Annotated in this window: 16 protein-coding genes and 1 pseudogene; 5 read left to right on the plus strand and 12 right to left on the minus strand. The window is 60.0% G+C overall.

Annotation, left to right across the window (positions count from 1 at the left end):
• Nucleotides 1-295: 295 nt before the first annotated feature.
• Together C8N35_RS12830 and C8N35_RS12835 are read left to right on the plus strand one after the other, a co-directional pair.
• Nucleotides 296-667: pseudogene (locus tag C8N35_RS12830) on the plus strand (TraB/TrbI/VirB10 family type IV secretion system protein); the annotation flags it as partial.
• Between the two features lies 1 nt (nt 668).
• Nucleotides 669-893, plus strand: coding sequence for a DUF2274 domain-containing protein (locus C8N35_RS12835; protein ID WP_107990109.1), 225 nt, complete (start codon nt 669-671; stop codon nt 891-893).
• Nucleotides 894-1,029: 136 nt separating this feature from the next.
• On the opposite strand, the gene C8N35_RS12840 is transcribed toward C8N35_RS12835, so the two are convergent.
• The 6 genes from C8N35_RS12840 to C8N35_RS12870 all read right to left on the minus strand — a co-directional run bounded on the left by C8N35_RS12840 (nt 1,030) and on the right by C8N35_RS12870 (nt 7,434).
• Nucleotides 1,030-1,995 carry a LysR family transcriptional regulator gene (locus tag C8N35_RS12840; protein ID WP_107990294.1) on the minus strand — a complete coding sequence of 322 codons (966 nt, stop codon included), beginning with the start codon at nt 1,993-1,995 and terminating at the stop codon, nt 1,030-1,032.
• 693 nt (nt 1,996-2,688) lie between these two features.
• On the minus strand, nt 2,689-3,573 hold the full coding sequence (locus C8N35_RS12850) for a DUF3313 domain-containing protein (RefSeq protein WP_342753502.1): 885 nt from the start codon (nt 3,571-3,573) through the stop codon (nt 2,689-2,691).
• Between the two features lie 414 nt (nt 3,574-3,987).
• Complete coding sequence (locus C8N35_RS12855) at nt 3,988-4,203, minus strand: hypothetical protein (protein ID WP_107990111.1); 216 nt, start codon at nt 4,201-4,203, stop codon at nt 3,988-3,990.
• Between the two features lie 93 nt (nt 4,204-4,296).
• Nucleotides 4,297-5,022, minus strand: coding sequence for an enoyl-CoA hydratase/isomerase family protein (locus tag C8N35_RS12860; RefSeq protein WP_245926777.1), 726 nt, complete (start codon nt 5,020-5,022; stop codon nt 4,297-4,299).
• Nucleotides 5,023-5,425: 403 nt separating this feature from the next.
• Nucleotides 5,426-6,763 carry a sensor histidine kinase gene (locus C8N35_RS12865; RefSeq protein WP_107990113.1) on the minus strand — a complete coding sequence of 446 codons (1,338 nt, stop codon included), beginning with the start codon at nt 6,761-6,763 and terminating at the stop codon, nt 5,426-5,428.
• Complete coding sequence (locus tag C8N35_RS12870) at nt 6,763-7,434, minus strand: response regulator transcription factor (protein ID WP_107990114.1); 672 nt, start codon at nt 7,432-7,434, stop codon at nt 6,763-6,765. The genes C8N35_RS12865 and C8N35_RS12870 overlap by 1 nt, the downstream gene beginning before the upstream one ends.
• A 226-nt stretch (nt 7,435-7,660) precedes the next feature.
• Here C8N35_RS12870 and C8N35_RS12875 point away from each other — a divergent pair, with 226 nt between their 5' ends.
• On the plus strand, nt 7,661-8,353 hold the full coding sequence (locus tag C8N35_RS12875) for a LysR substrate-binding domain-containing protein (protein ID WP_210203511.1): 693 nt from the start codon (nt 7,661-7,663) through the stop codon (nt 8,351-8,353).
• A gap of 54 nt (nt 8,354-8,407) precedes the next feature.
• Here C8N35_RS12875 and C8N35_RS12880 read toward each other — a convergent pair whose 3' ends face one another.
• The 3 genes from C8N35_RS12880 to C8N35_RS12890 all read right to left on the minus strand — a co-directional run bounded on the left by C8N35_RS12880 (nt 8,408) and on the right by C8N35_RS12890 (nt 10,402).
• Nucleotides 8,408-9,361 (minus strand): alpha/beta hydrolase family protein, encoded by a 954-nt coding sequence (locus C8N35_RS12880; RefSeq protein ID WP_245926778.1) that lies wholly within the window; start codon nt 9,359-9,361, stop codon nt 8,408-8,410.
• A gap of 48 nt (nt 9,362-9,409) precedes the next feature.
• The gene (locus tag C8N35_RS12885; RefSeq protein WP_210203512.1) at nt 9,410-9,571 is read right to left on the minus strand and encodes a hypothetical protein; all 162 of its coding nucleotides are present in this window, start codon (nt 9,569-9,571) and stop codon (nt 9,410-9,412) included.
• An 84-nt stretch (nt 9,572-9,655) separates the two neighbouring features.
• A complete protein-coding gene (locus C8N35_RS12890) occupies nt 9,656-10,402 on the minus strand; it encodes an SDR family NAD(P)-dependent oxidoreductase (protein ID WP_107990117.1) in 747 nt (248 codons plus the stop codon).
• Between the two features lie 127 nt (nt 10,403-10,529).
• Here C8N35_RS12890 and C8N35_RS12895 point away from each other — a divergent pair, with 127 nt between their 5' ends.
• Nucleotides 10,530-11,144: a TetR/AcrR family transcriptional regulator gene (locus tag C8N35_RS12895; RefSeq protein WP_107990118.1), complete on the plus strand. Its 615-nt coding sequence runs from the start codon at nt 10,530-10,532 to the stop codon at nt 11,142-11,144.
• Between the two features lie 26 nt (nt 11,145-11,170).
• Here C8N35_RS12895 and C8N35_RS12900 read toward each other — a convergent pair whose 3' ends face one another.
• From C8N35_RS12900 to C8N35_RS12910, 3 genes are all read right to left on the minus strand, one after another.
• Nucleotides 11,171-11,896, minus strand: a complete 726-nt coding sequence (locus tag C8N35_RS12900; RefSeq protein ID WP_245926779.1) for a TetR/AcrR family transcriptional regulator — start codon at nt 11,894-11,896, stop codon at nt 11,171-11,173.
• 69 nt (nt 11,897-11,965) lie between these two features.
• A complete protein-coding gene (locus C8N35_RS12905) occupies nt 11,966-12,910 on the minus strand; it encodes an NADP-dependent oxidoreductase (RefSeq protein WP_107990120.1) in 945 nt (314 codons plus the stop codon).
• 64 nt (nt 12,911-12,974) lie between these two features.
• On the minus strand, nt 12,975-13,343 hold the full coding sequence (locus C8N35_RS12910; RefSeq protein WP_107990121.1) for a hypothetical protein: 369 nt from the start codon (nt 13,341-13,343) through the stop codon (nt 12,975-12,977).
• Between the two features lie 112 nt (nt 13,344-13,455).
• On the opposite strand from C8N35_RS12910, the gene C8N35_RS12915 reads away from it, so the two are divergent.
• Entirely contained in the window at nt 13,456-14,394 is a 939-nt protein-coding gene (locus C8N35_RS12915) for an AraC family transcriptional regulator (RefSeq protein WP_107990122.1), read from the plus strand.
• Nucleotides 14,395-14,407: the final 13 nt, after the last annotated feature.

Genomic DNA, 14,407 nt, shown 5'->3' on the forward strand with positions numbered 1-14,407 from the left:
GCAAAGCCGGAGATGCGGATGTCCGTGTCTCCGGCTTTGCGCCTCTACGTGTCTCAATTTCCGGACCGTGGCGCTGCCCCCTTTAGAGGAAGAGGGCGGCGCTTCGCTTCGTGACGGGTTGGAGGTCGAGAGAGAGGCTCCCGACCGCCCGTCGCTGAGTATATCCCGATGGCTACTGCCGTTCAGAAGATCACCCTGTCGTCCTCGCGCGACATTCCCTTCAACAAGCTGGTGCTCAGCCAGTCCAACGTCCGGCGCGTCAAGGCCGGCGTGTCGATCGGGGATTTGGCAGCCTCAAAGCCGCGTGCTGTTGGTATGGAACAGGCTGATCTTCCCCGACGGGCGGTCGATCGTTCTCAAGCGTCAGCCCAGCGCGGATCCCGAGGGCTTTGCCGGCCTGCGGGATGGTGTCGGGTATCATTGGTGGGGTCTGGCAAAGGCTGCAGGGTTGTCAACTCTGCTCAGCGTCGGCACCGAACTCGCCGTCAACAATGATGACTGGCTGATCCAGGCAATCCGCAATAGCGGCCAGGACACCATCAACGACGCGGGCCAGCAGATCGTCCATCGCCAGCTCAACATCTCACCGACACTCGCGATCCGGCCTGGATTCCCCCTCCGCGCGATCGTGACGCGAGATATCGTGCTCGAACCCTATGGAGACTGAGATGGCCAAGCTGAAGCTAGGCGCGATCGCCGACGACAAGCCAATCAAGGTGACGGTCGAGTTGCCGGGGCCGCTCCTCCGAGATCTGGTAGCCTATGCCGAGGTGCTCGCGCGTGAAACGGGCCAATCAGCAACAGATCCTGCCAAACTCATCGCTCCAATGATCCAGCGGTTCATCGCGACAGATCGGGGCTTTGCCCGCCTGCGGAGGTCTTCTCAGCAATAGGTGTAGGCGACGCGATCCGCTCACATCTCGCGAACGCAGCATGGCCGAGGCGTAGTTCATGAGAACGGCGCTGTCGCTCGTTATCAGGACGAACATCGTCACCCCGGCATTCGGTGGCAACTATATCGGTGAAAGTTCAAACGCCATTTTCGGAGGCATCGCCATGGAGGTGCCGAACTACGGCAATCTCTCTTGAAGAGTGATGTTTTCCGGCCAAGTCAATGCACAGGCCCAACAGTTTTCTAAGCGCCGGATTTTTGTTATACTTTGACCATATCATGCTGAAAACAACAATTTCCACAGGATCGCCAACAGGGACGAACGAGACTCCTGAATACATGCCGCCGAGAGCGGAATCACTTGTAAGCGTCACGCCAAACCCTCCCGCGACCATATTTAGCAGGTTCTCACGACTTACGTTTTGGGTAACGATCCGGGGCCGAAATGCCTGATCCGACATTTGCCGGATTAGAAAATCTTGTATCTCAGGCCCTGGGCCGCTGGGGCGGACAATAAACGTCTCGTCGCGCAAATCTTTCAAAAACACGTTTTCTTGCGCCGCTTGCGCGTGTTGTGACGGCAAGGCAAGCAAGATACGCTCGTTCCAAAGCCCGGGCGTACGGCACCCTGGCAGTTCCGGGACGCCAACGATAAAGGCGGCATCCAGACGACCGTTGAGGATCGCAGCAGCATTCGATCGAGAGCAAGTCTCCTCCACCGTCACATCGATATTGGGAAACCGGCTTCGGTAGCTGCAAAATAAGGTGGAAAGAAACCCGGCAGCAATAGACCCCACAATGCCCAGACGGAGTTCGCCGACATATCCGCGCTGTACCGAACGTAGATCGTTCACTGCGTGGCGAAGGTGCTCCGCACCAAACGTTGCCTGGCGGATAACTTCCGCCCCCGAATGTGTCAGACGAGCATCGGCTCTGCTTCGTTCAAGAAGTGAAATACCGAGGCGCAGCTTAAGTGATTGAACCCGCCTGCTGATCGTTGATTGAGACAGGTCCAGAACATCAGCGGCTCGACGAAAGCTCCTATGCTCGGCGACCAGCTTCGCGTACTGGAGATAGCAAAGATCAAATGCAAGGTCTAGCACAAAAAAACTCCGCTTTCTCATCGGAATAAAGAGATCAAGATCACTAATCTGCGTTCAGGGTATCCTGGCATACTTGCGAAAACTCGTGCCTCTGGTTTTTCAGACAGCTCTTGATTGTGAATGGGTTCAACCCGCCGCATACCTCTCTCATTTCTGACTGACACATGCTGGCGGTGACCCAAAAAGCCTGACAAACGGGAGACAGCTTCGAGCTGTTCTCCTCGACGCACGCCGATATGGCATCAGGCGTAAACCGCCATGGCCGTAGGCAGACCGACCGGATTTCCGCTCCGCACGTTTCTTTGACCGCAGCCGAGGACGCTGCGGCCATGGCGGCCTGTAGCGAGATGAACAGGCTCAACGCAGATATGAACGCCGGGCGTAATCGCTTTCTGGCAATGCCAAAGATTTCACGGCTCCAGATAAAACGAAGACCTGCATGTGGCGCCGTTTTGACATTCTGGTGGAAGCTGGGGTTTCGTTGGAACCGCCCTTCGGGTTGGCGCATGGGGGGCAATCTCCTGGTTGTCCTGATTGCATCGGTCGGGGATTCAAGCAGACCGAAAGGATGCCGCCGTATTGCACGTCGTAGAATCGGAAGAGCCAGTTCGGCTTGGGCAACTGGCTCGAACGGGGAAGTGCCTGAGGATACGAGGTCCCGAAACGCTCTGTTCGCGCGGCGACTGGAATGTGTCAGTGCGTTACGACCGGTTTGGGCTTCTTTTCTGTCCACTCTGGTGGCAGCCCGTAATTGGCCGCAATGGCGCCCAGCACCCCAGGCGCCCGACCGAAGGATTCACACGCGGAGTATTTGGGTTTTCCGCCGAGCCAGGATTGCACGCCGTGCCTCGTTGGAAGGGAAATGTCCCACATCTTTGGCTCCTTGCCAGCGATGAGCATTCCGGAAAAGTCACTCGCGAACTTCGATGCGAGGCCATAGGCGTCGCCCACCTGCGAAACGCGAGGGTTGTTCTGGATTGCGTTTGCTCCGCGAGCCCAGACGATCGCCGCGCGCTGGACGCCGCCGCTGTCAACCGCCTCCGATTCAACCGCCAGCCCACCCAGGCCGATGGGCAGGCGTGGCACGCCGACGAAGGGAACCTTGCTGGGTATGGCAAATCCGCCGCCCACGGTCACAACGGTTGCAATTCCCGCCGCCATCTTGTTCGTCGGAACAACGTTGGTGATGACGGACCGAACCGTGATATCCGCCGGCTGGCCGGCTGGAACCATCTGATATTTATCGCTCAGCGCGACGCAGAGTGCCCTATCCAGCGCATTGGAGACCATTGAACGGTCAGCTCGGGATTTGACGCGGGATGCGGCGGCAAAGGTGTAGGTGGTCGGCACGATGCTGGCCGTCTTCACTGCGGCCAGACCTTGGCCGTCGACGTAGATTCGCTTCTTTGACAACTTTCCCTTGGAAGCACCGAGATTGCTGTAGGAGGTGAGTGTTCCAGCATCCTCCAGAGGCACCGAGGCACATCCGGATATCGCAACAATCACCGATAGGGCCAGACTGAGATCTCTTAACGGGAACGGCCGGGGAGAGCCGGCAAATCCTCGGATTGAGAAGATTGATGGATCGTTGCGCACGCTTCATAGCCTCCGTCACAAATGTTGGCGGAAGGTTGCGGGCGCAGGATTGCCGCAGCATTACAGACTGGTCTAACGGCGGCCGATTCTGCCGTTGGTACGGATGGATGGAGGTTCAAGCGCACTGTCTTGGGGGATACCGCCCCCCGAACGGCATGCGTCACGGCCGGTCAGGCATCGCGCAAGACGAATTCCACGATGCCCCTTCACCACCAAATTATTGCCGTGTCGCTTAGTAAGCCGATGCGTTCGAATGCCTACTGCGTTTGCCTCGTCAAAGCGCTGTTTTGAAAGACGCATGCGCGCGCCCGCAAGAGGAAGACTTGCAATCGATTGGATCTCTTGCCTGATTGCGCGCAGGAGCGACTGACATTGACTGATGGTGCTCGTTTCCGGCTATCCCAGGGCATAGACGTAGGCATACGCATAGACGCCGCATTCGGGATTGATCTGCTCCGTCACCGGTCGCGCGCCACCTCCAAGAGCTTTCGAGACCTGGGCGGCGGCAAGTGTTGCCAGTGAGGCCGCGAACAGTGTCCGGCGGCTCAACAGGAATTGTCCGCGCTTTTGTGTGTTTTGCTGGGCGATGGGATCTTCGTGATTGTCAATCATGCTCACTCCGGAAAAAGGTGTCCCCTGCCGAGCAGACAAAGCGTGCAGCCTTGAGGGCTGCCGTTGAACCCGGCAGGACAACCTGATGTGTGATCAGAAGGGATTGCGAGGATCGCTCAGCAGCGCCGGATCCGGCACGACCGATTTGCTCGCCACGTTCGCCAGCATTTGATGCGCCATATGATATCCGAAGTCTTCGGCGATCGCCTTCTTCCAATGCCTTGACAGGATGTTGTGGGTCGCCCAACGTGTGTAGCGCGGTCTTTTCATCATGTAGTGGGCCAGATCCCAGGCCCTTTGGAGAAGCTCTTCACGGGGAAAAATCTCGTTGATGAGACCGAATTCAAGGGCCTTTGGCGCCGGAATGGATTTCGCCGCGTAGATATGGTAGGCGGCGCGCTTTTGACCCATCAGAGCCTGCAGCGCCATTCCCTGCCCATCGCCCGGAGGGCTTCCCAACCAGAAGTGAGGGTCCATGAAATCCGCGTCCGGTGCTGAAAAGGTGACGTCGGACAGCACCGCGAACTCGGTATGGACGCCGGGACCGTTGACGGCTGCGATGGTGGGAATGTCGATGCTGCGGATGAAGTTTTCGACGTGCTTCCAGCCGTCCATCATCCGCTGGAAGATGTGGTCCGGGTCCAGCTCCGCCGCCGGTTTCGGATTGAGCCCTTTCGGATCGCCCATCATCCATTTTTCCCCTGTGCCTGTCAGGATCAGCACCTGGTTCTCGGGATCGTTGCCGACGTCCTGCCATACGCGCGCCCATGCGTTGTGGGCGGCATGGGTGTGTTTGTAGGGACCGTCGTCGGTGTGCATGCGAAGCTCGATGATGCCGCCCTGGCGCCGCATCTTGAAAAAGCGCTCGTAGCGCTTCGCATAGTCTTCGAACGATGTTGGGGCGACGTAGCCCTTCCATTCTTTGCGCGGATCCCAGGTCATGAGCGCTGCCTCCGGGAATGACTGATGAAGGCTGCGATTGAGATGTAGTCGAGGATCTCGGCTGTCAGCGAAGTCGACCGGCCTCTTGCCGATGATGTGTGAATGTCGTTTTTCATAGAGGTTGCTCTCGTTTCAACGCCGCCGCAGACGGCAGCGGCGGTTCGCGAGAACGATGAAACGCAAGCGTTGCGTGGACATTACAGGCCGAGACATGAATGCTGGCGGGTGCCCGTTGCTGGCCAAATTTTCTCTTTTCAAGGCTCAGGACTGCTCTTCGTGCTCAAAGCCGCATTGTGACTTTGGCGCCGTTGGAGCCGCTTTCAATGCTGACATGCCCGCCGTGTTTTTCGGTGATTTGCTTTACCAGGCTCAATCCAAGGCCCGCCCCAAGGCTGTTCGGGACCACGCGATAGAAGGGCTCGAACACCAGTTCCTGATGATCTGCCGGTATGCCGGGCCCTTCGTCGCTGACGCTGACTTCGCCGTTCGCCACCGCTGAAACCGTGATTGTCCCATGGCCGTCGCCGTGATCGATGGCGTTGCGGATGAGATTGTCGATCGCCCGGCGCAATGCGGAGCTGTCGCCTTTGCGCTCGACGCGCATTGCGTCGCCATGAAACGACATTTCGTACCCCGCCGCGATTGCGAGCGGCGCGAGATCCGCCACCGCCGCGCGCGCAATGTCGATGAGATCCACCGTTTCGTCGAGATCGGCCGTTTGGCTGCCGCGCTCAAAGTCGAGAAGCTGTTCCGCCATCCTCGCCAGGCGCGCAACATCCTCCAGCAACCGCCTTCGCTCTTGTCCTTCGCACATGCCCTCAATCCGCGTCTGCACGATGGCGATCGGCGTCCTGAGTTCATGCGCCGCGTCGATCAAAAAGCGCCGGCGTTTCCTGAACTCATTCTCAATACGGTCGAGCGCGCCGTTGAACGCGATGACCAGGGGCGCAACCTCCTTGGGGATGCCAGCCACGGGAAGACGGTCCCCACGCCACTCAGGTTCGATCTGCGATGCCATGTCAGCGACATCGCTTACGCGCGCGATTGCACGCCCGACAATTTGGGGAACCGCGAGAAAGATTGCCGGCAGCGCAATTGCAAGCAGCGAGAGGTAGATCGGATAGGCCTCTTTGAAGATCGTTAGAACAGGCCATCCTTTGCCGGCGATACCGCCAAAGAGAATCCTGACTTCCCCGATCGGCGTCGCGACGTCCTCGACCGAAGCGATTTCACTCACGCCGCTCGCGCCGCGAATATCGGCCGAATGAAACAGATGCACGAGCGGAACAATGGCGGCATAGGTTGCGGGGACAGTTCCATGGGAGAGAGAAGCCCCGTCGGTTGTGGCGGCCACGAACCAGAGCCCCTCGTTCCGCTCGATCAACGATCGAAGCGCCGGCGTTTGCTTGAGTGCGAGCTGGCCCTGGCGATTGCGCTCGATCGCCCCCGCCACAGCGGATTTGACCTCCTGCTCCATGGCGATGTTCGGCGAAAGAACCATCGTGGCATAGACGGAAAGCCCGAGGATGACCGCGGCAATGACGACCGTGATGACGAGACTGAGTTTCCAACTCAGTCTCCATTGGAGCGAAGGATTGGATCGGCGTCCTGCGCTCATCATTCTTCCCTCAAAAGATATCCGACACCTCGGATATTGTGGATCGTCACCCCCGCATCGGCCTCCGCCAACCGCTTTCGCAGCCTCGAAATATGGGCATCAAGAGCGTTGGATTGTATTTCCTCCTCGTAGTTGTAGACCGCATCCTCGAGCGTCGAGCGAAGAACGGTCTTTCCCTTCCGCTTGGCGAGCGCCTGAAGGACCAGAAGTTCACGCTTGGGAAGATCGAGCGGCACGGAGCCCGACAGGACATCAAGATGCAGCGGGTCGATGTGCAATCGCCCCACCCGGATACACTGTTCCTCCAGGGTTGGCGGCCGCCGTAGCAGGGCTCGCACCCGCGCCATCAGTTCCTCAACGAGAAACGGCTTTCCCAGGTAATCGTCCGCGCCAAGGTCCAGCCCCTCGACGCGCTCCATCGGTTCGTTTCTGGCCGTCAGCACAAGGACGGGTGTATCAACCCCGGCCCGCCTCAACTTCGGAATAAACGTCAGGCCCTCGCCATCCGGCAATCGCCGGTCCAGAAGAATGGCGTCGTATTTGTTTTGAAGTGTAAGCTCAAATGCATCCGCGAGATATAAGGTATGGTCCGTGACAATGCCTTGCTTGCTCAGCGCCGCCGACAGCGCATTCGCCAACTCCCGTTCATCTTCAATCAGCAGGAGTCTCATCGCTTCTCCGGATTTTATGCAGCAGCAGTCTTTCCTGCCAAGATTGCAACAGCATTACGGGGATACGAAGACAGTGAGGGCGTGTCGGTGAAAACGCCCTGCCCCATGGGTCGATATTCCTTCCGCCATCAGCCAGCCCGTCGCCACGCTGGAAGCGGCCCAGGGGGTTACGCTCTTCGACCGGAGCGGTCACCGCCCGCAGCTCACGGACACGGGCCGGATCCTGGTGCAGCAAGCGCGCATGGTGCTGGCGAGCGCTGCCCGTTTCGAGGCCGTGGCCGCAGGATCACGTCAGGGGATGGAGGCGGAACTGGCGCCTGCCATCGACCCGCTGGTCCCCACCGCGCCCCTGATCGGAAGCCTTCGCGCGCTGCACGAGCCCCATCGGCAATTGCAGATCAGCTTCTCGACCGAGGGGCTTGGAGGCGCGCTCCGTCGTTTGCGCGCGGGCGATGTATCGCTTGCTCTTTGCCTGCTTCTGCCCGACGCGCCTGAGGATGTGATGGCGACGCCGCTCATCCGGATCAATCTCTTGCCCGTGGCGGCAGGTAATCCCCTGGGGACGCTTGGCCGTCCGGCGAGCCGCGTCGATCTGGAGGCCCATGTCCAGCTGGTTCTTTCCGACCCGGCGAGCCGGGATGGACCGAACTACGGCCTGACCGGCTCGGCTCCATGGCGGTTCGTCGATCTCGGGCGGCGCATGGATTTCCTGCTCGCGGGTTTCGGCTGGTGCCGGATGCCTGAGCATCTTGTGCAGGAGCACCTGGATGCAGGCAGGCTGGTCAGGCTCAAGCTTGATGACGATACCAGAGGGAATGCAGATCCGTTGACGATTTACGCCGCACATCTGGCCGATCGTGTGCCTGGACCTACGGGCCGCTGGCTTTTGAGCGACCTGGCGGCGCGATTGGCAGACTGAGCCGCGCCGTATCAGCCTGTTCGCCAATTCAGTCGTGCCGGTCACGCGGCCTGCTTATTTGCTCTCGATCCGCCCCTGAGAGCCATTTTCGGTTTCGCTCTTTATCGTGCTCCAGGCCGGATCATCGGGATAGAGGGCGGTCCTGAGATAGGCCCAGGTGATACGCTGGACTTCAGCAACGCGTTCAGGGCTTTCGTCCGACGTTTCCGCCGCATCATAGCCCGATATGCCGCCGAAGATGTGCCCGGCATCGTTCAGGGACAGGAGCGACTTGGGGCCGGGCGCAATTCGGAAGGCATCCGCTCGCCAGTCCGCGCGCTCGGAGAACATCGGGTTGATGTCCTTGTCGCCTGTAACAACCAGACAAGGCGTCGTCATGCCGCTGAAGTCGCTGTTGACCAGCGCTGGATAAAGCTCGGCGATCTTTGCTGACGCGCCGCTGCCACTGCCAGGCGGCGAAAACAGAACAGCCGCCGATATGCGAGGCTCTGAGACATCGACGTCGTCGCCACTTGCGGGATCCTTCACACGCATGCCGGCCAGCATGGCAACGGTGTGCCCGCCCAGGGAATGACCTACGGCAGCGATGCGGCTCCTGTCGATGCGTCCCGCAAGGCCGGGAACGGTGGTTTCGATCTCGTCGAGATGATCGATGATGAAACTCATGTCCCGAGGGCGCGATTTCCAGAACAGCGGTCCTTCGGGACCGCTCGTATCGAGACCGAGGGTCTTCGAGTTCTCGTGCGTTGGAATGATCACCACGAAGCCATGGGAGGCATAAAAGTCGACCAGCGGGCCATAGCCTCGCATTGAGGCGATGAAATTCGAGGAGCCGTGACCGTGGGACAGCAGGATCACCGGCAGTCTGTCGCCCGTCGCCGGGACGACGACCCGCATTTCAAGGAGCGCCTGACGTCCCGGGACCTCGAACGTCACCGGACTGAAGGAAAGGATCGGCGTCGCCATCGGCACCGGCGGTCTGTCCGGCTTTACGGTTGGTTCAGGCATGGTTTTGCTCTCCATTCGCGAGGTGATGTCTTGGGCGGAGGTCTTCGTTCAGACCGTGCCCAGAATGTCCTGAATGAGGCCGGCCTTCTGCGTGGGGTGCCATTCCAGGCTTTGCCTTGTCAGGACACTGGACGCGGGAACGTCCATTCGCGCGATCAGGTCGAGCCAGCCGAAGTGGGAAGCCGCGTCTTCGTTCGAAAGCGACGTCACCGGCACATTCAGTCGTTTGCCGATCGCCTCGGCGACGTCGCGGAGCAGGCTTGTCTCTGCGAGCAGTCGTCAGTCCTGCGCGGTTCACCAGGCCACCGGTCCATCCTCGTCCGAGAAGCTGCCCGTGGGACCATCCTCGCCGATCAGGGCAAGCCGCACCGGCTCCCGCGCGCCCTCCTCCACGCTGCGCGTGCCGTTGAAGTTGTTGAGAGCGGTTGAGGTGAACCCGGGGCAAGCGGAGTTGACCTTGATGTTGGTGCCTTCGAGCGCCAGCGCGAATGCCAGCATCACGGCGTGTGCCGCTGCCTTTGACGCGGAATAATTGCCGAACATTTTTCGGTGTGGATTGGTGGGATCGGAGTTGAGCGTCAGCGATGCGCCCGAGCTTCCGGTGATGACGATGCGGCCTGCAGGCGACTCGCGCAAAAGCGGAAGCATCGCCTGTGTCACGGCAATCACGCCGAACACATTGGTCTCGAACACTGTCCGGATGTCGGCAAGCGGCGCGTCTGTGAGCAGGTTTGTCCTGACAGCCTCCGCAAAGTCCTGGTTCGGCTTCGCCCTTGAGATTCCGGCATTATTCATCAGGATATCAAGTCGGCCGAACCGGGTACGAATGAGAGCGGCCGCCCGAGCGATCGATGCTTCATCCGTGACGTCGAGCAGGATTGCATGCGCGCCCGCTCCGATGTCCTGCACCGCCTTCTCGCCCTTTTCAAGGTCGCGCGCTCCGACAAGCACCGTCAAACCTTTTGCCACCAGATCTTTTGCGATCTGGAGGCCAATACCTTGAGTGGCTCCCGTTACGAGAGCGATGCGGTCGTCCGACATGATAGAATCCCCTATTTTCTCTGCTGGCTTTTTGAAGCCCGACAGCATATTAAACGGAACAGCCTTCCGCCTATATACGGAACGATGTTCCGTTTAACAAGCGCGTATTGGAGAATTTTTGGAATCCATGGCTGGCAGATCGTCCGGACGGAATGTGCGCGCAGATGCGCAGCGCAATATCGAGACACTGGTGCGCACGGCACGGGACGTGTTCGCCACATCGGGGGTCGAAGCTCCGATGCGCGAGATCGCGGAAAAGGCGGGTGTCGGCGTCGGGACCATCTACCGCAACTTTCCGCAGCGCTCCGATCTGATAGCAGCGGTGTTTCGCAGTGAGGTCGACGCCTGCGCCGATGCAGCGACAAGTCTCGCGGAAGCCTATCCTCCGGGAGAAGCGCTCGACCGATGGATGCAGCGCTATGTCGACTTCATCGTTGCCAAGCGCGGACTGGCGGCCGCCCTGCATTCGGGCGACCCGGCATTCGAGGCCTTGCCGGCCTATTTCGACAGCCGGTTCGAGCCCGCATTGCAAAGGTTGCTCGATGCCGCCGTCACCGCCGGAGAAATACGCCCCGACGCAAATCCCTATGATCTTCTGCGAGCAGTGGCGAGCCTGTGCATGCCGTCAAGTGATGGAAATCCAGCAGCCGCTCGCCGGCTGGTCGCCCTGCTGGTTGACGGGCTGCGTTATCGCGCGGCCGGTCCGAAGGGCGATGCTAGTCCTGCACACAAGCCCGACTAAATGTCGGGCAGGCTTTCTTTCGCAGCTCAGGCGCGCTCGTTCTCTGACACTACACCGGCCCGCCTCAAGAGAATGGCGTCCGATATGATGTCGAAGAGGTGATCCGCCCGCGGAACGAGCGGAGGCTGGTCGGCGAGCCACGCCAGGGCGCTGATCAGCGCGAAGAGATCGTCGCCATCCATATCATCCCGTGCCAGCCCCCTCGCCTGCGCCCGCCTGAGGAGCTCCGCTCCTGCCTGCCGCAGATCGACGCATGAGGAATGCAGGGCGGAATTTTCGTCGGCGATCGCGGCCACCATCGGCGCGATCACACCCTTGTAGCTGTGCGTCACCACAATTGCCTCGCGCAGCCAGCTCAACAGCGCCTCGTCGGCTTGTTCGCATTTCGCCAGTTCGCCGGCCCTCGCGCTCAACGCGTCGAAGCTTGTGCGGAGCAAGGCCTCCAGCAAGGCTTCTCGAGTGGAAAAATGGCGATGCAGCGTACCATCGCCAACGCCCGCCTTGCGCGCAATGTCCCGCAGCGACGCGTCGGCGCCCTCCCCGGAAAGAAGGTCGCGGGCGACAGCGAGGATGTGGTCATAGTTCTTTCGGGCGTCTGATCTCATGATATCACTTGACAAATGGAGCGGCGCACCATTTAAACGGGGCGTCGCTCCGTATAATGCGGGGCAGTGCTCCAGCTGTAGCACGCTTGCCTCGACAGGACAAAGCCATGCTGACGCCGGATAGAGTCCCGGTTCGCGTTCAGGCAATCGGGATCAATCCTCCCGGCTGGCACCTGCACGATGGCTATGAAGCGCTTCCACCGGAATAACGGCTGTTCACCAGTCCTGCTCCATGGGAGCAATTACCAGCTTTCCTTTGGGGTTGCCCGTCTTTTCGAGCTCAACGATGGCCGGGATCGCTTCTGACAGCGGTACGACGCGACCAATCACCGGGGCGAGTTTGCCTTGCTCGGCCGCTTCGGCGATGCCGGCGAAGCTATCCGGAGTGGGATTGGCGAATACGAGATGATGTCGCGGGGAAAGCAGGCAGCCGATCATCTTGGCGGGCGTGGGGACGATGTGCAGTGACATACCGCCCTTCTTGAGCATCGCGCCACACTGGCGCAGCGATAGCGCGCCTGCGGTATCGAAGATGACATCGAACCGGCGTCGATAGGACCCAATATCGAAGGCGTTGTAGTCGATAACCTCGCTCACGCCCAGCGCCTGAGCGTCCTCGCGTCCGGATGCACGACAGTTGCCGGTGACGATTGCACCGTGCATGCGTGCGATCTGCACCGCCGAACGCCCCACCCCTCCCAGGCACCCGGTGACAAGGACGGACTGACCGGCTCTCAGTTTCGCCTTTGCGACAAGTCCGATCCAGGCTGTTGAACCGACAACCGTCATGGTCGCCGCCTGCTCGAAAGTGATATTGGACGGCTTCAGTGCAACAGTCTTTGTGTCCGCTACGACATATTCCGCGAAAGCGCCGGCTTGCCGGATTGTGGTGGCGCCGAAGACTTCGTCACCCACCTTGAATTGCTTTACGTCGGGCCCAACGGCATCGACCACACCGGAAAAGTCATGGCCCAGGCCGCGCGGAAAACGCGAACCGGACAGTATTTTCATTTCGCCGCGCCGAATCTTCCAGTCCATAGGGTTGACCGATGCGGCCTTGACTTGAACCAGAATCTGACCGCGTCCAGGTTTCGGCCGGTCCACATCGGCGAGTGAAAGCTCTTCCGGGTCGCCATACTTGAAATACTGGATGCGCTTCATGACCGGTTCTCGTCCGTTTGCTCAGCTCTAAAATAAGTTCGCAGCGTGAAACTCATCGTGCTCATCAACCCGCCCACCAAACCCAGATAAAGGCTGCCCCAAGCACCGCCTCCGCGAAGACAGAACGAAAGATGCCCGCACTGACACGCCGAGCCGAAAATTCGAATAATCCCAGACCCGCAAGCAGCATAGCTGTTCCGCCCATGAGCAGGCAGACCGCTGAGCGGACTTCCGAAGGGGCGGCCGTTCTGCCGAGGTAGAACATCAGAGCGAGGCCGAGATACATCAGGCCCATCCGGCGAAACAGGATGAGCGCTCCAGCCGTGCTTTCGAGCCTCCACTCGTTGAGCACGCTCCCGCCGAAGAAGATGAAGCGGACGCCGAGAACGCAACAGGCGACCGTCATGACGAGCGCCAATATCTCGAATGTCAAAGTCAATCTCCTTGCGCAAATGTTCGCTGTACCGTGAGAGCATCCAGCTATAGGCGGTCGACTTCAGACGATCTATGCGCCAAAATCCTGTTTTTATTGGAGGTCATCCAGGATGGACCCGTTATCCGATATCATCTCGTTCCTGCGACTGCGAAGCTATCTCGTGGGTGGCTTCGAGGCCGGTGGAAGCTGGTCGATCGGCTTTGACGCCCATGAAGCCATCAAATGCTACGCCGTAACCGCCGGCGCGTGCTGGATCGCGGTGGAAGGCGCGGGCGAGCCTGTGTTTCTGCAGAAGGATGATTGCTTCATGCTGCCGCAAGGCCGGCCGTTTCAAATCGCCAGTGACCTGAGCCTGCCCCCAGACAATTGGCAGCGCCACTTTCTCGGCGCCGAAGAAGGCGCGCTGGTGAAGCTCAACGACGGCTCTGGCGTGACCGTGCTTGGCGGACATTTTGCGCTCGCGGGGCCGCAGGCGGAGATTTTGCTCGGCATGCTGCCGCCAATCGTTCATTTGCGCGGCGGGACGGAGGCTGAGACGCTGCGCTGGGCCTTCGAGCGGATGCGGCAGGAACTGACCGATCTCAAGCCGGGTGCCATCCTCATCGCACAGCAACTCGCGTGCATGATCTTCATCCAGGCGCTCCGTCTCTATCTCGATAAGAACAAGGGTATCGGCTGGCTGTTCGCGCTCTCCGATCAACGGATCGGTGCGGCTATCAAGGCGATCCATCGGGAGCCGTCGCGGCGTTGGACGGTGGAAACGCTCGCCACTGAAGCCGACATGTCGCGCGCCAGCTTTGCGGCGCGGTTTCGGCGGTTGGTTGGCGAAAGTCCGATCGAGTATCTCACGCGCTGGCGAATGCTGCTCGCCGGACGCAGTCTGGAGCACGGCCAACCCATCGGCGCGATTGCCCATTCCCTCGGCTATGAATCGGAAAGTGCGTTCAGAACGGCCTTCAAACGCGTCACGGGCACGACGCCCCGCCATCACGCGCGCTCGCCTGGACATAGTGGTGCCGTGCGTTTCCTCGTGCAGAGCGGAACGTAGTTGCGGCGTATGT

The organism is Breoghania corrubedonensis (genome assembly GCF_003053845.1).
GTDB classification, from domain to species: Bacteria; Pseudomonadota; Alphaproteobacteria; order Rhizobiales; family Stappiaceae; genus Breoghania; species Breoghania corrubedonensis.

Coding starts and splice junctions, on each gene's coding strand:
- C8N35_RS12835 (WP_107990109.1), top strand. CDS start 669: ATGGCCAAGCTGAAGCTAGGCGCGATCGCCGACGACAAGCCAATCAAG.
- C8N35_RS12855 (WP_107990111.1), bottom strand. CDS start 4,203: ATGATTGACAATCACGAAGATCCCATCGCCCAGCAAAACACACAAAAG.
- C8N35_RS12860 (WP_245926777.1), bottom strand. CDS start 5,022: ATGCACACCGACGACGGTCCCTACAAACACACCCATGCCGCCCACAAC.
- C8N35_RS12865 (WP_107990113.1), bottom strand. CDS start 6,763: ATGAGCGCAGGACGCCGATCCAATCCTTCGCTCCAATGGAGACTGAGT.
- C8N35_RS12870 (WP_107990114.1), bottom strand. CDS start 7,434: ATGAGACTCCTGCTGATTGAAGATGAACGGGAGTTGGCGAATGCGCTG.
- C8N35_RS12880 (WP_245926778.1), bottom strand. CDS start 9,361: ATGCCTGAACCAACCGTAAAGCCGGACAGACCGCCGGTGCCGATGGCG.
- C8N35_RS12890 (WP_107990117.1), bottom strand. CDS start 10,402: ATGTCGGACGACCGCATCGCTCTCGTAACGGGAGCCACTCAAGGTATT.
- C8N35_RS12895 (WP_107990118.1), top strand. CDS start 10,530: ATGGCTGGCAGATCGTCCGGACGGAATGTGCGCGCAGATGCGCAGCGC.
- C8N35_RS12905 (WP_107990120.1), bottom strand. CDS start 12,910: ATGAAGCGCATCCAGTATTTCAAGTATGGCGACCCGGAAGAGCTTTCA.
- C8N35_RS12915 (WP_107990122.1), top strand. CDS start 13,456: ATGGACCCGTTATCCGATATCATCTCGTTCCTGCGACTGCGAAGCTAT.